The sequence below is a fragment of the Streptomyces sp. NBC_00104 genome, from assembly GCF_045160825.1.
Classification (GTDB): domain Bacteria; phylum Actinomycetota; class Actinomycetes; order Streptomycetales; family Streptomycetaceae; genus Streptomyces.
This window is the reverse complement of the sequence record NZ_CP108215.1, coordinates 4,444,617-4,461,360: the sequence shown is the minus strand read 5'-3', so window position 1 is coordinate 4,461,360 and position 16,744 is coordinate 4,444,617. Positions and strand designations below refer to the sequence as shown.

Sequence of the window (16,744 nt, the reverse complement as noted above, 5' to 3'; positions counted from 1 at the left end):
TCACGCAACGGCGCGCGACAGGAGCCAGAGGACAATGCAGACCAAGCTGGACGAAGCCAAGGCCGAGCTGCTCGAACGGGCCGCCCGGGTAGCTGAGAACAGCCCGGTCGGGGGGTATCTACCGACTGGGACGACGAGCGAGAGTACGTCCGGCGAACCGGACCACGAGACCGTGCTCGCGTTCCTCCAGCGCTACTACCTGCACACCGCCCCGGAGGACCTGAGCGGCCGCGACCCGGTCGACGTCTTCGGAGCCGCCCACTCCCACTACCGGCTGGCCGAGAACCGCCCCCAGGGCACGGCCAACGTACGGGTCCACACCCCGACCGTCGAGGAGAACGGCTGGACGTGCAGCCACTCCGTCGTCGAGGTCGTCACCGACGACATGCCCTTCCTCGTCGACTCCGTGACCAATGAGCTGTCACGGCAGGGACGCGGCATCCACGTCGTCATCCATCCGCAGGTCGTCGTACGACGGGACGTCACCGGCAAGCTCGTCGAGCTGATCATCGAACCGGCCGCCGTCGCCGCGGCGTCCGCCGCCGTGGCAGCCGGTGAGACGCTGCCGCACGACGCGCACATCGAGTCCTGGATCCACGTCGAGATGGACCGCGAGACCGACCGGGCGGACCTCAAGCAGATCAACAACGATCTGCTCCGTGTCCTGTCCGACGTCCGCGAGGCCGTCGAGGACTGGGAGAAGATGCGGGACGCGGCGGTCCGGATCGCCGACGGGCTGCCCGCCGAGCACACCGCCGACGACCTGCGCGACCAGGACGTGGAGGAGGCCCGCGAGCTGCTGCGCTGGCTCGCCGACGACCACTTCACCTTCCTCGGGTACCGCGAGTACGAGCTGCGCGAGGACGACTCGCTGTCCGCCGTCGCGGGCACCGGGCTGGGCATCCTGCGCTCCGACCCGCACCACGCCGGGCACGACCAGCACCCCGTCAGCTCCTCCTTCGAACGGCTGCCCGCCGACGCCCGCGCCAAGGCCCGTGAGCACAAGCTCCTCGTCCTGACGAAGGCCAACAGCCGGGCCACCGTCCACCGGCCGTCCTACCTCGACTACGTGGGCGTGAAGAAGTTCGACGCCGAGGGGAACGTGGTCGGTGAGCGGCGCTTCCTCGGACTGTTCTCCTCGGCCGCCTACACCGAGTCCGTGCGCCGGGTGCCCGTCGTCCGCCGCAAGGTCGACGACGTCCTGAGGGGCGCCGGATTCTCGCCCAACAGCCACGACGGGCGCGACCTGCTCCAGATCCTGGAGACCTACCCGCGCGACGAACTGTTCCAGACCTCGGCCGACGAGCTGCGCTCCATCGTCACCTCCGTGCTCTATCTGCAGGAGCGCCGGCGGCTGCGGCTCTACCTCCGCCAGGACGAGTACGGGCGCTACTACTCCGCCCTCGTGTACCTCCCGCGCGACCGCTACACCACCGGCGTACGCCTCAGGATCATCGACATCCTGAAGGAGGAACTGGGCGGCATCAGCGTCGACTTCACCGCCTGGAACACCGAGTCGATCCTCTCCCGGCTGCACTTCGTGGTCCGCGTCCAGCCCGGCACCGAACTGCCGCACCTCAGCGACGCCGACAAGGACCGCATCGAGGCCAAGCTGGTCGAGGCCGCCCGGTCCTGGTCGGACGGGTTCGCCGAGGCGCTCAACGCCGAGGTCGGCGAGGAGCGCGCCGCCGAGATGCTGCGCAAGTACGGCAACGCGATCCCCGAGGGGTACAAGGCCGACCACAACCCCCGCTCGGCCGTCGCGGACCTCGTCCGCCTCGAAGCGCTCGACCAGGACGAGGACTTCGAGCTCAGCCTGTACGAGCCGGTGGGCGCCGCGCCCGACGAGCGTCGCTTCAAGATCTACCGCAAGGGCGGCTCCGTCTCGCTCTCCGCGGTGCTGCCCGTCCTCAACCGCATCGGCGTCGAAGTCATCGACGAGCGGCCCTACGAGCTGCGCTGCGCGGACCGGACGACGGCGTGGATCTACGACTTCGGGCTGCGCATGCCCAAGCCGCAGGCCGGGAGTGTGGACTACGGCGGGGACGACGCCCGGGAGCGGGTGCAGGAGACCTTCGCCGCCACCTGGACCGGACAGGCCGAGAACGACGGGTTCAACGCGCTCGTGCTGAGCGCGGGCCTCACCTGGCGGCAGGCCATGGTGCTGCGCGCGTACGCCAAGTACCTGCGGCAGGCCGGGTCCACCTTCAGCCAGGACTACATGGAGGACACCCTCCGCGACAACGTCCACACCACCCGGCTGCTCGTGTCGCTGTTCGAGGCGCGGATGTCGCCGGACCGGCAGCGGGCGGGCCGCGAGATCGTCGACGCGCTGCTCGAGGAGGTCGACGCGGCGCTCGACCAGGTGGCGAGCCTCGACGAGGACCGGATCCTGCGGTCGTTCCTGACCGTCATCAAGGCGACGCTGCGCACGAACTTCTTCCAGGAGGCGAGCGGCGGCAAGCCGCACGACTACGTCTCCATGAAGTTCGACCCGCAGGCCATCCCCGACCTGCCGGCGCCGCGACCGGCGTACGAGATCTGGGTGTACTCGCCGCGGGTCGAGGGCGTGCACCTGCGGTTCGGGAAGGTCGCCCGCGGTGGTCTGCGCTGGTCGGACCGGCGGGAGGACTTCCGGACCGAGATTCTGGGCCTGGTCAAGGCGCAGATGGTCAAGAACACCGTCATCGTGCCGGTCGGCGCCAAGGGCGGCTTCGTCGCCAAGCAGCTGCCCGATCCGTCGGTGGACCGGGACGCGTGGCTGGCCGAGGGCATCCGGAGCTACAAGACCTTCATCTCCGCGCTGCTCGACATCACCGACAACATGGTCGCCGGCGAGGTCGTGCCGCCCGCCGACGTCGTACGGCACGACGAGGACGACACCTATCTCGTCGTCGCCGCCGACAAGGGCACCGCGACCTTCTCCGACATCGCCAACGGGGTCGCCGAGAACTACAACTTCTGGCTCGGGGACGCCTTCGCCTCCGGCGGCAGCGCCGGCTACGACCACAAGGGCATGGGCATCACCGCGCGTGGTGCCTGGGAGTCGGTGAAGCGGCACTTCCGGGAGCTGGGGGTGGACACGCAGTCCGAGGACTTCACGGTCGTCGGCATCGGTGACATGTCCGGTGACGTGTTCGGCAACGGCATGCTGCTGAGCGAGCACATCCGGCTGGTCGCCGCCTTCGACCACCGGCACATCTTCATCGACCCGAACCCGGACGCGGCCACCTCGTACGCCGAGCGCCGTCGCGTGTTCGAGCTGCCCCGCTCCAGCTGGGCCGACTACGACACCGATCTGATCTCCACCGGCGGCGGCGTCTTCCCGCGCACCGCCAAGGCGATCCCGATCAACGGCCACATCCGGGACGTGCTCGGCATCGAGGAGAAGATCTCCAAGATGACCCCGGCCGACCTGATGAGGGCGATCCTCAAGGCACCGGTCGACCTGCTGTGGAACGGCGGCATCGGCACGTACGTCAAGTCCTCGGCCGAGTCGCACACCGATGTCGGCGACAAGGCCAACGACGCGATCCGGGTCGACGGCGCCGACCTGCGCGTCCAGGTCGTCGGCGAGGGCGGCAACCTCGGCCTGACCCAGCTGGGCCGGATCGAGTTCGCGCAGAAGGGCGGGCGGGTCAACACCGACGCCATCGACAACAGCGCGGGCGTGGACACCTCCGACCACGAGGTGAACATCAAGATCCTGCTCAACGGCCTGGTCCGGGACGGCGACATGACGGTCAAGCAGCGCAACAGGCTGCTCGCCGAGATGACCGACGAGGTCGGCCGGCTCGTCCTGCGCAACAACTACGCGCAGAACACGGCGATCGCCAACGCCCTCGCCCAGTCCAAGGACATGCTCCACGCCCAGCAGCGCTTCATGCGCCACTTGGTCCGTGAGGGCCACCTCGACCGGGCGCTCGAATTCCTGCCCACCGACCGGCAGATCCGCGAGCGCCTGGGCACCGGACAGGGCCTCACCGGCCCCGAGACGGCCGTCCTCCTCGCCTACACGAAGATCACGGTCGCCGACGAACTGCTGCACACCTCGCTGCCGGACGACGCCTACCTGCGCAAGCTACTGCACGCGTACTTCCCGGCCGCGCTGGGCGAGCGGTTCCCCGAGCGCATCGACAGCCACCCGCTGAGCCGCGAGATCGTCACGACCCTGCTGGTCAACGACACGGTCAACACGGGCGGTACGAGCTTCCTGCACCGGCTGCGGGAGGAGACCGGGGCCTCGCTGGAGGAGATCGTCCGGGCGCAGACCGCGTCCCGCGCGATCTTCGGGTCGGCCGCGGTGTGGGACGGCGTCGAGGCGCTGGACAACAAGGTGGACGCGGCCGTCCAGACCCGGATCCGGCTGCACTCCCGCCGCCTCGTCGAGCGCGGTACGCGCTGGCTGCTCAACAACCGGCCGCAGCCGCTGGAGCTCAGCGGGACCATCGCCTTCTTCAAGGAGGACGTGCACCTGGTCTGGGGCGAGCTGCCCAAGCTGCTGCGCGGCGCGGACCTGGAGTGGTACCAGAAGATCTACGACGAGCTGACGGGCGCCGGGGTCCCGGAGGAGCTGGCCACGCGCGTCGCGGGCTTCTCCTCGGCCTTCCCCACGCTCGACATCGTCGCCGCCGCCGACCGGGTCGGCCGGACGCCGATGGAGGTCGCCGAGGTGTACTACGACCTCGCCGACCGGCTGCGCATCACCCAGCTCATGGACCGCATCATCGAGCTGCCGCGCGCCGACCGCTGGCAGTCCATGGCCCGCGCGGCGATCCGCGAGGACCTGTACGCGGCCCACGCGTCTCTCACCGCCGAGGTCCTCTCCGCGGGCAACGGCACCTCCACACCCGAGGAGCGCTTCAAGGTGTGGGAGCAGAAGAACGCGGCGCTCCTGGGCCGGGCCCGCACGACCCTGGAGGACATCCAGAGCTCCGACGCGTTCGACCTCGCCAACCTGTCGGTGGCGATGCGGACGATGAGGACGCTGCTGCGCAGCCACTCGTAGAGCGGCAGGCGGTACGGCGAAGGGGGCGCCCCACGGTTGTGGGGCGCCCCCTTCGTGTGCGGTGGCGGGCTGGGCTAGTCGGTGATCTTCCAGAGCGTCAGCTTGCCCTGGACCGTGGGGACTTCCCAGCTGTAGTCGCCCGGCGTCAGCGCGGTGATCTCGTACATGGCGAGGTTGCCGGATGTGGTGACCGTGCAGAGCCTGGTGCCCTCGTCGATCTCCGCCTGATCGCCGAAGTCCTCGGAGTCCAGGGTCGAGGGCAGGACGTTCGTTCCCGTGCCTTCGGCGCACTCCTGGGGCGTGGCGCCGACGCTCTTGCCCATCGTCGTCTCGAAGTACCAGTAGCTGTTGTTCAGGTACATGTCTTTCAGGTCGTCGGCCATCGCGTCCTCGGTGTCGACCTCGGGCTTGTCGAAGTCGACGTTGACGTAGTCCGAGCCGGTGGGGGTGCGGAGGGTGAAGGCCTTGCCTTCGAAGAGGGCCGTGTACCGGGCGTTCTCGGGGATGGTGGGGGACCCGCTCGGGGTCGTCCCGTCCCCGCCGCCGTCCTCGCCGTCGGAGCCGGCGCCGGAGTCGGCGGCGGACTCGGTCGGGGTCGGCGTCGAGGCCGCCTTGTCGCCGTCCTCGTCCTTGCCGCTGTCCTTCGTGCTGTTCGCCGTGGCGTTGCTGTCGTCCTTCTCGTCCAGCACATACACGGCGGCCGCCGCGCCCGAGCCGGCCACGAGCACGAGGGCCAGGGCGACGAGGGCCGCCTTCAGGCCGCGGCGGCTCTTCTTGGGAGCGGCCGGTGCGGGTGCCGGGGGCTGCGGGGTGAGGTGGTAGGTGTCGGTGGCCGGGGGCGGGTAGCCGTAGCCGGGAGCCGGGGCCTGGCCCTGTGCCGGGGGGCCGAAGCCGGTCGGTGGGGGCGTCGGGGCCGCCTGCGGTACGCCCTGGGTGGTGCCCTGCTCCGCCGGGTTGTGCGGCGGTGCGGCGGGAGGCGTCGGGGCGATGGTCGCGGGACCGGCCGGGGGCGCCACCGGAGGTGCCGCGGGCATCTGGGGCGCCGTCGGCTGGGGCGGGGTCCGGGCGGAGTGCTCGCGGCGGGCGATCTCGGCGGTGAGGGGCTGCGGCAGCCAGCCGGTGAAGTCTCCGATGCCTCGGCCCGCCGACTCCTGGCAGAGCGCGGCCAGTTCCTCGGTGCCGATGCGGTCCGCCGGCTCGGCGGTCAGGCAGCGCTCCAGCAGGGGCCGCAGCCGCTCGTCGTACCCGTCGAGCTTCGGCGGACGCTGGGCCGTGTTGGCGATCTGCGCGGCGATGGTGATGGCGCCGCCGTCGCCGTACGGGTGGCGTCCGGTGGCCGCGACGGCGGCGATCAGGCCGAGCGAGAAGACGTCGGTGGCCGGGGTGACCGGCTCGCCGAGGGCGTGCTCCGGCGACATGTACTGCGGGGTGCCGATCAGGCCGCCGGACTGCGTGAGGTGGGTGGCGTCGGCGGCGCGGGCGATGCCGAAGTCGATGACGTACGGGCCCTGCGAGCCCAGCAGGATGTTGCTGGGCTTGAGGTCGCGGTGGATGACGCCGGCCGCGTGGATGGAGGTGAGGGCGCGGGCCGCGCAGCCGACGAGCTGGAAGACGGCGGGCAGGGGGAGCGGTCCGAAGGCGACGAGGGCGTCGTGCAGGGGGATGCCCGCGATGAACGCCGACGCCAGCCAGGGGAGTTCGCCGGTGGTGTCGTGGTCGACGACCGGGACGATGTGGTAGCCCTGCACGCGGCGGGCCGCCTGGACCTCCTGCTCGAAACGGCGGCGGAAGTCGGGGTCCTGGCCGTATTCGCGGCGGATGACCTTCAGGGCGACGGGCTGGCCGCCGCGGGTGTGCGACAGATAGACCGTGCCCATGCCGCCCTCGCCGATGCGGGCGTGCAGGTGGTATCCGGCGGTCTCTCGTGGGTCCTGCGGTCCCAGAGGGCTCAGGATGTCGCCAGTGCTGCTGCTGATGGGAGCCTCCCCCGGTACGGTGCGCAACTCCTGTGCACTGTTGGGCTCTTGTTGGGCGGGACCAGAGCTTATAGGGCGTCCGGCGGCTGTTGGCTGTGCCCACCCGTTCCGCCTTGCGGAACGACTGCCCACAGTGGTACGGACAACGGACCTCGGCCTACGGTTCCCGGCGCACTCTCCTGCGCCACTCCTCGTCCCGCACGGTGATCGGGGCCGTCGACGGGAGTTGACGGGCCGTCGGCGCTTCCGAGAGCCGTGGGGCCGGTGTCGTCGGGGCCTCCGTCAACGACAGGGCGCGGAAGGCCGTTTCGATGATGGCCACCGACGTGGCGAAGGGGGCCGGTAGCCAGGAGCCGAAGTCGCGGACGTCCCGGCGGGCCGCGCCGGCGCAGTGTTCGGCGACGGCGGCGGCGGAGGGGCGGGCCGCCGGGTCGGCGGTGAGACAGCGGCGGATGACGTCCAGGAGCGGGCGGTCGATGCCGTCCAGGGTGGGCGGGGCGATGTCGGTGGCGGCGATGCGGGTCGCGATGGCCAGGGGGTTGCCGCGGCCGTACGGGTGGTGTCCCGTGGCGGCGACCGCGGCGATCAGGCCGAGCGCGAAGACGTCGGACGCGGAGGTGACCCGGCGGCCGAGGGCGTGCTCGGGGGACATGTAGCGCGGGGTGCCGATGAGGCGTCCGGCGGTGGTGAGGGTGGCCGCGCCCGCCGCCCGGGCGATACCGAAGTCGAGCAGCCAGGGCCCGTCCGCGGCGAGCAGCAGGTTGGCGGGCTTGACGTCGCGGTGGATCACCCCGGCGGTGTGCACGGCGTCCAGCGCGTAGGCGGCGCAGGCCAGCAGCTGCAGGACGGTGGGGACGGGGAGCGGGCCGTGGGTCTCCAGGGCCTGGTCGAGGGGGACGCCCGGGACGTAGTGCGTGGCGAGCCAGGGGCGCTCCGCGCCGGCGTCGTGGTCGACGATCGGCACCAGGTGGTAGCCGGAGACCCGGCGCCCGGCGGCCACCTCGCGGGCGAACCGCTCACGGAAGGCGGGGCTGTCGGCGTACTCCGGACGGACCAGTTTCAGCGCGACCGGCTGGCCGCCCCGGCTGCGGGAGAGATAGACGGTGCCCATGCCGCCCTCGCCGATCCGGGCGTACAGCGGATACCCGGCGATCTCCCGCGGATCCTCCGTCCGCAGCGGCTCAGGTACCACCCCGCGCATCGACCGCCCCCTCCGCTCAGCCTGTCTCCGGAGCGTATCGCGGCGGGCGTCCCCCGGTGGCGGATGAGGCAACCCGTGCACCGTCGCGGACATCTACCCAAGTGGCCCTCAACCGCACCAGGGTCTATAGAGGGTAGAAGCAGTGGTGAAACCGGATGAATGGGGTGAACGCGGACGTGGACCAGCGACCCGCCGTATCCGTCGTCGTGATCGTCTACAACGACGAGGCCAGGCTGCCCACGGCCGTCCGCTCGGTACTGGAGCAGACGCTGCGGAGCGTCGAGGTCGTGATCGTCGACGACCACAGCACGGACGGCTCGTACGAGGTGGCCGCCCGCCTCGCCGCCGAGCACCCGGACCGCGTACGCGCCTACCGGCTCCCCGGGAACAGCGGCGGCTGCGGCGCGCCCCGCAACCAGGGCATCCGTGAGACCCGCGGTGAGTACGTCCTCTTCCTCGACAGCGACGACGTCCTGGAGCGCAACGCCTGCCGGAACATGCTGGAGGCCGCCGAGAGCACCGGCGCCGACCTCGTCTCCGGTCTCTGCGTCCGCGTCCACGTGGACACGCGCACCCGGAAGGAGGTCAAGTGGTACCCGTGGCTGTACGCCCGCACCCGTACCCTCGACTCGGTCTCCGAGCTGCCCGACCTGCTGGTCTACGACACCCTGTCCACCAACAAGTGCTACCGCCGTGACTTCCTGGTCGACAACCGCCTGGAGTTCCCCGTCGGCATCCACTACGAGGACCTCTTCTTCTCCGCCCAGGCCTACGCGGCCGCCCGCCGGATCACCCTGATCCCGAACCGGGTCTACGACTGGAACGTCGTCGAGAGGACGGAGTCCAAGTCGATCAGCAACCGGCGGGCCGAGATCGCCAACTTCGCGCACCGCATGGAGATCCACCGCCGGGTGGACCGGCTCCTCGCCGACCAGGGGATGCGGGAGCTGAAGTTCCACAAGGACGTCAAGTTCCTCAAGCACGACCTGGTGCTGCACCTGCGTGACCTGCCGTTCCGGGACGCGGCCTACCGCCAGGAGTTCGCCGGGCTGGCCCGCGCCTACCTGGCGTCGATCGACCCGGCCGCGTACGACGAGGTCGAGCCCATCCACGCCATCTGCGCCCACCTCCTGCGGATGAGCGACTGGGACAACCTGCTGCCCGCCGTGGACACGCTCACCAACCGCGACAAGGTCTCCGCGCCGCTCGTCGAGCGCGACGGACGGATCTACTGGTGCGCCGAGCACCTGGACGCCCCGGGGGAGGAGGGGGAGTTCGCCCGGCGGATCCTGGACGTCACCGAACTCGGCTACCACGCCCGGCCGGTCGGGAAGCTGTTCCTGCGCAACGAGCTGACGGAGTACCGGGAGACGGGCCGGGGCGCCGTCCGGCTCGCCGGGCGCGTCACCAACCCCCTCGGGGTCATCCCGCCCGGCGCCCGGCTCACCGCCGAGCTGGAGTTCTACGCCCGCCGCCCGGGTGTGCGCTTCCAGACCTTCCGGGTGCCGGTGGCGACCGTGCGGCACGACGGCCCGTACGTGTCCTGGCAGGCCACCGCCGACATCTCCAGGACCCTCCGTCCGCTCGGCATCGTGGACGCCGTCTGGGACGTACGCCTTCACCTGGACGTCGACGGCGAGCGCACCTCCAGCCGGCTCACCGCCGCCGAACCGGGCCTGGCCACCGGCGCGTTGCCGGTCCGCCCCCGGCTCACCCGGCTGGTCGCCGACCGGGTCGAGCCGCAGATCTCGGCCCGCGGCCACCTCGCGTTCCGCCTCGTCCCCGACAAGAAGGCCAACGTCCTCGTCACCCGAGGCCTGCAGGGGACGCCCGGCAGGCTCGCCAAGACCGGCTACCGCAAGGCGAAGACGCTGCGCAAGAAGGCCACCTCCGGCGACACCAAAATCCGCCTTTATCACGAGGTCTTCCAGCGCATGCCCATGCGCCGGCGCCTGGTGGTGTTCGAGAGCCACCTCGGCCGGCAGTACAGCGACAGCCCCCGGGCGATCTACGAGGAGATGCGCCGTCAGGGTCTCGACTTCGAGGCGGTGTGGTCGTACACGGGCCGTCCGAAGGGCTTCCCCGCCGACGCCACCCTCGTGCGCCGCTGGTCGCTGCCGTATCTGCGGGCGCTGGCCCGCGCCGAGTTCTGGATCGACAACCAGAGCTTCCCGCTGAAGCTGACCAAGCGCCCCGGCACGACCTACCTCCAGACCTGGCACGGCTCCGCGCTCAAGCGCATGGGCTTCGACGAGTCCGGCTGGAAGCTCAAGACCCGTGCCGAGCAGGCCGAACAACAGCGCACCCTCGACCGCTTCGACCACTTCCTGATCCGCTCCGAGCACGACGTCCGCACGCTGGCGAAGGCCTTCCGGCTGCGGGAGAAGGTGCTGCTGCGGGTGGGCTATCCGCGCAACGACGCGCTCGTGCGGGCCAGAGAGGCGCGCGGGGCGCGCGGGGACGGAGCCCGGGCAGCGGCCGAACGCGCTTCGCTCGCCGCCGAGTTGGGTATCCCGCCGATCCCGGCGGACAAGAAGGTCCTGCTCTACGCCCCCACCTTCCGCCACCAGGGGCAGCGCCGCTTCACCCTCCCCTTCGACGTGGAGCGCTTCGCCGAGACGTTCGGCGACGAGTACGTCCTCCTCGTCCGCGCCCACTACCTCAACCACGTCGTGCTCCCGCCGTCGGTCCGGGGCCGCGTCATCGACGTCTCGGCCCACCACGACGTGAGCCCCGTCCTCGCTCTCGCGGACGCCCTGATCACGGACTACTCGTCGGTGATGTTCGACTACGCGCTGCTGGACCGCCCGATGCTCTTCTTCACGTACGACTACGAGGAGTACGTGCACGAGGGCCGGGGCACCTACTTCGACCTCCTCGAACGGGCGCCGGGCCCGATCGTGCGCACGGAGGACGAGCTGACTTCCGTCCTGCGGTCGATGCCGCTGGAGGAGCAGACGCTCAAGTACGCCGCCGCGCGGGAGCGGTTCACGGCCGACTTCGGCGAGTACGACAAGGGGACGGCGGCCCAGAGCGTCGTCGACCAGTTCTTCTCCGAGTGGAGGCACAAGTGACCGGGCGGGACGTCTTCCTGGTGTCCAACAGCGTGGACGAGACGGGCGGAGTGACCAGCTGGTCCCATCACCTGGCCCGCCTCCTCACCGAGCGCGGCCACCGCGTCCACGTCATCGGCGTCACCACCCCCGAGGACCCGCACGACCTCGGCGAACTCCCGTACCCCACCACCAGGTTGTACGACGGGCAGCCGCCGGGCCCCGGCCGGGCGCGGGACGCGAGCAGGCGGGACAAGGCCGCCGTGCTGAGCGGTCTGTTCCGGGCCGCGCGCCCCGGCGGGGTCGTCATCGTGACCCAGGTGTGGGCGATGGAGTGGGTCGGGCTCGCCGACACCGCCGGTCTGACCGTCATCGGGATGAGCCACGAGTCCTTCGAGACCTCGCGCCGCTCCTCGCGCTTCAGGCGGGTGCTGAAGCACTACCGGGACGTCGACCGGATGCTCGTCCTCACCCGCGAGGACGCCGACCTGTGGATCGGCGAGGGCCTCGACAACGCCTCGTACCTGCCCAACGCCGTGCCGTGGGTGCCGGAGGTGCCCTCGCCGCGCACCGGGAAGGCCGTCGTCAGCATCGGCCGGCTCAGCGACGAGAAGGGTGTCGACATGCTCCTCGACACATGGGCCGAGGTGGCCCCCCGCCACCCCGACTGGACGCTGCTCGTCTACGGCTCCGGCGAGGACGAGGACCTCCTGCGCAAGCAGTGCACGGCCCTGGGCCTCGACGACTCGGTGTCCTGGATGGGCCGTACGCACGACGTACCGGGCGCCCTGCGCGGCGGCTCCGTCTTCGCCCTCTCCTCCCGGGGCGAAGGCTTCCCCCTCGCCCTGATGGAAGCCATGGCCATGGGCGTCCCCTGTGTCGCCTTCGACTGCGCACCCGGCGTCCACGAGATCGTGCGGGACGGGGAGGACGGCCTGCTCGTCGCCCCCGGCAACACCGGCGAACTGGCCCGCAAGCTGGACCTGTTGATGACCGACAAGACCTTGCGCGACCGCATGGGCGACCGGGCGAGGCAGAACATCCGCCGCTACGGGACGGCGGAGATCGTGGACAGGTGGGAGGCGTTGTTCAGCTTCCTGGAGAGGTAGCGCCTCCTGGGGCCCTTTCGGCTTTCGGCTTTCGGCGCTACTTCTTCCCGCCGGTGAACTTCTCGTACTCCTTCAGCACGTCGTCCGTCGGCCCGTCCAGACGGAGTTCCCCGCGCTCGAGCCACAGCACCCGATCGCACGTGTCCCGGATCGACTTGTTGTTGTGGCTGACGAGGAACACCGTGCCCGCGTGCTTGCGCAGCTCGCGGATGCGCGCCTCGGACCGCTTCTGGAAGGAGCGGTCGCCGGTCGCCAGGGCCTCGTCGATCAGCAGCACGTCGTGGTCCTTGGCGGCGGCGATGGAGAACCGCAGCCGGGCCGCCATGCCGGAGGAGTACGTACGCATGGGCAGCGTGATGAAGTCGCCCTTCTCGTTGATGCCCGAGAAGTCGACGATCTCCTCGTACCGCTCCTTGACCTGCTCCCGGGACATGCCCATGGCGAGCCCACCGAGGTGGACGTTCCGCTCACCGGTGAGGTCGTTCATCAGGGCCGCGTTGACGCCGAGCAGGGAGGGCTGGCCGTCGGTGTAGATGCGACCGTTCTCGACCGGGAGGAGTCCGGCGACGGCCTTGAGGAGGGTCGACTTGCCGGAGCCGTTGGTGCCGATGAGCCCGATGGCCTCGCCCCGGTACGCGGTGAAGGACACGTTCCGCACGGCGTGCACCGTGCGCACACCGGCCGCCTTCTCGGTCTTCTTCCGCCGCAGGATCCGGTTGAGCGCGGCGGTGGCGGTCCCGCGCCCGGCCCCGGTTCCGTTGACGCGGTAGACGATGTCGACGGAGTCGACGACGACGGTGGGGATGGGCTCGGCGGCGGTGCCGGCCCGGCCCGCCTCCTGCCGCGCGCCCGGAACGGTGGGGGTGATCGTGTCGATGTCAGCCACGGCCGTACGTCTCCTCAGCCTTCCAGAAGTAGATGAACCCGCCGACGCCCGCGAGGAGCGCCCAGCCCGCCGCGATCGCCCAGACGTGCGACGGCAGTTGGCCCCCGTGGAAGCTGTCGATCAACGCGAAGCGCATGAGGTCGATGTAGACGGCGGCCGGGTTGCACTCCAGCACGACGTGCACGAACGCCGGCAGGTCCCGGTCGGCGAGGATGCGGTCCATGCTGAACATCACGCCCGACGCGTACATCCAGGTACGCAGCACGAACGGCATCAGCTGCGCGATGTCCGGCGTCTTGGCGCCGATCCGCGCCATCACCATCGCGATCCCGGCGTTGAACACGAACTGAAGCGTCAGCGCGGGGATGACCAGCAGCCACGACATGGCGACCGGCACCCCGAAGGCCAGCAGGATCACGACCAGCGCGGCCATGGAGAACAGCAGTTGCTGGAGCTGCTGCAGGCAGTACGACAGGGGCAGTGAGGCCCGGGGGAAGTGCAGGGCCCGGACGAGGCCGAGGCTGCCGGATATGGCCCGGGTGCCCGCCATGATCGAGCTCTGGGTGAAGGTCCACACGAACACGCCGGTCACGAGGAACGGGACGTAGTCCGGCACGCCGTTCTTGGTGCCCATGAGCAGACCGAAGATCAGGTAGTAGACCGCCGCGTTCAGCAGCGGGTTCGCGATCTGCCAGACCTGGCCCAGCTTCGCCTGGCTGTACTGCGCGGTCAGCTTCGCCGTGGCGAAGGCGGTGATGAAGTGCCGCCGGGCCCACAGCTGCCGTACGTACGCGCCGAGCGAGGGGCGGGCCCCGCTGACGCTGAGGCCGTACCGCTCGGCGAGCTGGGCCGGGGTCTCGGCTGGGGTGCCCGGGGCGGCCGGGGGGATGGCCGCCGTCGGGGGTGGCGGTGTGTGGAGGACCTGGCTCACATCCGCTGCTTTCGCTAGTGGGGGGGCGTCCCGCGTACGCGGCTGTCCGGCTGTTCGGCGAATGGGCTGTTCGGCGTCGCACGCTTCCTACGCTGCCCTTGCCCTGCTCTTACGTCGGGACGGGACCGTATCGTCGCAACGCGAGAGTAAGCCGATGCGACGTCGGAACGCAACCGTTTCGTCGTCACGCCCCTATGCTGTGAGCCATGACGACGAACGCCGACCCCTCCGCAGCGCAGCCGCCGCCACGGCCGCGCCGCCGGGCCCCCGCCGGGGCGGCCGTGCTGCGGGAGGACGTGACCGAGGCGATCCGGGCGGCGGTCTTCGAGGAACTGGCGGCCGTCGGCTACGCCCGGATGTCCATCGAGGGGATCGCGCGCCGCGCGGGCGTCGGCAAGACGGCGGTGTACCGGCGCTGGCGTTCCAAACTGCACCTGGTGCTGGACCTCGTCTCGGCGGTGGCGGTCCAGGGCCTGCCGATGCCGGACACGGGTTCCCTGGAGGGTGACCTCCGGCTGCTGTACGAGGTCACGTCCCGAGCCCTGCGCCACCCCGTCGCCGGCCAGATCATCCCCGACCTCCAGGCCGAGGCCGCCCGCAACCCCGAGATCGCCGAGGCCATGCAGAAGGCGCTCCGCGAGGGCCAGCAGAGTGTCGCCACCGGGATCGTCGCGGCGGCGGTCGCCCGGGGCGAGGTCCGGGCGGGTGTGGACGAGGACCTGGCTCTGGACGTGATCTCCGGCCCGCTGTACTGGCGGTCGGTGGTCGTCCGGGCATCGAAGCTGCCGAAGGGGTATCTGGAGAGCCTGACCCGGGCTACGGCAGGGGCGTTGCGGGCGTTGTAGGGGCGCCGCTGCGGAGCGCATCGAGGGCGGGGAAGGTGGACCCGAACGTTCCGCAGGTGGGTGGCGTCATCATCACAGCCGCTCAGAAATGGGGTCGCCGTGACTCTCTTACGCTCCCGCGCCCGTTCCGTCCTCTCAGCTGCCGTACTGATCGCGGGGATGGTGGGGGCGACCGCCGCCTGTGACGGCGAGACGCCTCCCGAACCGACCGGGAGAGCCTCGCCGAAGGGCACCACGGCGCGGATCGACATCACGTGGCAAGAGCCTGCCTCGTACGTCTACACACTCACGTCGAACTCTCAGGTCCTGGCGGGGACCTTCCGTGTGACGGTCCGGGACGGCAAGGTGGCCGAGGCCGTCGGCCTCGACGACGACAGCCGGTGGACGGTGGAGCAGGGACTTGACCGGATTCCCAAGATCGGCGACCTGTTGGACCGGCTGGAGAAGGCCTGGCACGAGCAGGCGGACACGGCGGAGGTGGAGTACGCCGCCGGTGGGTATCCCTCGCGGATCACCCTCGACATGGAAGAGAACGCCATCGACGACGAGGCCGAGTACGTCATCAGCGCCTACGAGCCGGGCGACGGCTGAGGCTGTCAGGACGCCTCCTGAGCCGCCAACCGCGTTGCCAGGTCGATGAGTTCGGGCGTGCGCAGTACGCGCTCCCCGAATCCGGGGAGGGGTACGTGCAGCGGCTCCAGCCACCGCTCCGGGATGGCCTCGGCGCCGTACACCGCCCCCGCGAGCCCTCCGGTCACCGCGGCGACCGTGTCCGTGTCGCCGCCGAGGTCGACGGCCGCGCGTACGGCGTCCTCGTAGTCGCCGGTCGTCCGTACGGCCCACACGGCGGAGCCGAGGCAGGGCCAGACGGCGCCGTTGAACTCGGTGGCCTGGTCGGGGTGCCAGTCGGGGGCGAGGACGACCGCGTACCGGGTGCGGTGGTCGGGGTGGAGGGCGGCAAGGGTCTCGGGGAGCGCGGCGAGCGGGTCGCCTCCGGCCAGCGCGACCCGGAGCAGTTCGTGGAAGGCGGCGGTGCCTTCCCAGGCCGCCGGGTCGCCGTGCGTGAGTGCGGACAGCTGCCGCCCGGCGTTCATGGTCGGCTCCCGGCCGTCCCCCGCGAAGTACACGGCGGAGGTGGCGGCCCGCATCAACGCGCCGTTGCCTGCGGCCCTTAGGTTGACCTGGAAATGGATGCCTGCGGCGAGGTCCCAGGGGTCGCCGCTGGTGAGCACGTCCTCGGTCTGGATGCCGATGTCCTTGGGGTCGGCGATGGCCCAGCGCTGGAACCGCCGGAAGACATCGGGCAGTTCGAGCCCGCCGTGGTCGAGGAGCGACTCCCCGACGAGGACCGCCATCTGCGTGTCGTCGGTCGCCTCACCGGGGTCCCACCCGCCGCCCCCGCACATCTCCCCGCCGTGCCCGGCCTTCGGGAAGCGTGCGGAGAAGGCCCCTTCGGGGCCGAACTCGAAGGGCGCGCCGAGCGCGTCGCCCACGGCGGAGCCGAGGATCGCGCCGAGGGCGCGCTGCGGGTCAACGGCCGCCAAGGGTACCTGCTTTGAGAGTGGTGAGGAGGGCGTGGAGGGGGGTGGTGGTGAGGTGGGTGGTGGGGGTGTCGCTTTCGCGTATGAGTATGCGTATGGAGGCGGGGGTGGGGGCGAGTTCGACGCAGTCGTCGCCTGAATCAGTGCCGGAGAACGAAGACTTCTGCCAGTGCAGGGGGTCGCGCATGCCGGTT

11 protein-coding genes are annotated in these 16,744 nt (G+C 70.8%); 5 read left to right on the top strand and 6 right to left on the bottom strand.

The window, feature by feature from the left end; translation table 11 throughout:
* Nucleotides 1-34 precede the first annotated feature (34 nt).
* Nucleotides 35-5,008, top strand: coding sequence for an NAD-glutamate dehydrogenase (locus tag OG272_RS19520; RefSeq protein ID WP_405894229.1), 4,974 nt, complete (start codon nt 35-37; stop codon nt 5,006-5,008).
* Between the two features lie 74 nt (nt 5,009-5,082).
* Here OG272_RS19520 and OG272_RS19515 read toward each other — a convergent pair whose 3' ends face one another.
* Together OG272_RS19515 and OG272_RS19510 are read right to left on the bottom strand one after the other, a co-directional pair.
* Complete coding sequence (locus OG272_RS19515) at nt 5,083-6,912, bottom strand: serine/threonine-protein kinase (RefSeq protein ID WP_405896040.1); 1,830 nt, start codon at nt 6,910-6,912, stop codon at nt 5,083-5,085.
* A 229-nt stretch (nt 6,913-7,141) separates the two neighbouring features.
* A complete protein-coding gene (locus tag OG272_RS19510; RefSeq protein WP_326582374.1) occupies nt 7,142-8,185 on the bottom strand; it encodes a serine/threonine-protein kinase in 1,044 nt (347 codons plus the stop codon).
* 155 nt (nt 8,186-8,340) lie between these two features.
* On the opposite strand from OG272_RS19510, the gene OG272_RS19505 reads away from it, so the two are divergent.
* Both OG272_RS19505 and OG272_RS19500 read left to right on the top strand, forming a co-directional pair.
* Nucleotides 8,341-11,259: a bifunctional glycosyltransferase family 2 protein/CDP-glycerol:glycerophosphate glycerophosphotransferase gene (locus tag OG272_RS19505; RefSeq protein WP_327729433.1), complete on the top strand. Its 2,919-nt coding sequence runs from the start codon at nt 8,341-8,343 to the stop codon at nt 11,257-11,259.
* Nucleotides 11,256-12,347 carry a glycosyltransferase gene (locus tag OG272_RS19500; RefSeq protein ID WP_405894227.1) on the top strand — a complete coding sequence of 364 codons (1,092 nt, stop codon included), beginning with the start codon at nt 11,256-11,258 and terminating at the stop codon, nt 12,345-12,347. The genes OG272_RS19505 and OG272_RS19500 overlap by 4 nt, the downstream gene beginning before the upstream one ends.
* A 37-nt stretch (nt 12,348-12,384) precedes the next feature.
* On the opposite strand, the gene OG272_RS19495 is transcribed toward OG272_RS19500, so the two are convergent.
* Together OG272_RS19495 and OG272_RS19490 are read right to left on the bottom strand one after the other, a co-directional pair.
* Complete coding sequence (locus OG272_RS19495) at nt 12,385-13,215, bottom strand: ABC transporter ATP-binding protein (protein ID WP_405896039.1); 831 nt, start codon at nt 13,213-13,215, stop codon at nt 12,385-12,387.
* 10 nt (nt 13,216-13,225) lie between these two features.
* Nucleotides 13,226-14,164, bottom strand: coding sequence for an ABC transporter permease (locus OG272_RS19490; protein ID WP_327729435.1), 939 nt, complete (start codon nt 14,162-14,164; stop codon nt 13,226-13,228).
* 206 nt (nt 14,165-14,370) lie between these two features.
* On the opposite strand from OG272_RS19490, the gene OG272_RS19485 reads away from it, so the two are divergent.
* Entirely contained in the window at nt 14,371-15,009 is a 639-nt protein-coding gene (locus OG272_RS19485; protein ID WP_326582378.1) for a TetR/AcrR family transcriptional regulator, read from the top strand.
* 99 nt (nt 15,010-15,108) lie between these two features.
* Nucleotides 15,109-15,600, top strand: a complete 492-nt coding sequence (locus tag OG272_RS19480) for a DUF6174 domain-containing protein (RefSeq protein WP_326582379.1) — start codon at nt 15,109-15,111, stop codon at nt 15,598-15,600.
* Between the two features lie 5 nt (nt 15,601-15,605).
* On the opposite strand, the gene OG272_RS19475 is transcribed toward OG272_RS19480, so the two are convergent.
* Both OG272_RS19475 and OG272_RS19470 read right to left on the bottom strand, forming a co-directional pair.
* Nucleotides 15,606-16,553, bottom strand: coding sequence for an ADP-ribosylglycohydrolase family protein (locus OG272_RS19475; RefSeq protein ID WP_327729436.1), 948 nt, complete (start codon nt 16,551-16,553; stop codon nt 15,606-15,608).
* Nucleotides 16,540-16,737, bottom strand: a complete 198-nt coding sequence (locus tag OG272_RS19470; protein WP_405894226.1) for a DUF397 domain-containing protein — start codon at nt 16,735-16,737, stop codon at nt 16,540-16,542. Before OG272_RS19470 ends, OG272_RS19475 begins: the two co-directional genes overlap by 14 nt.
* Nucleotides 16,738-16,744: the final 7 nt, after the last annotated feature.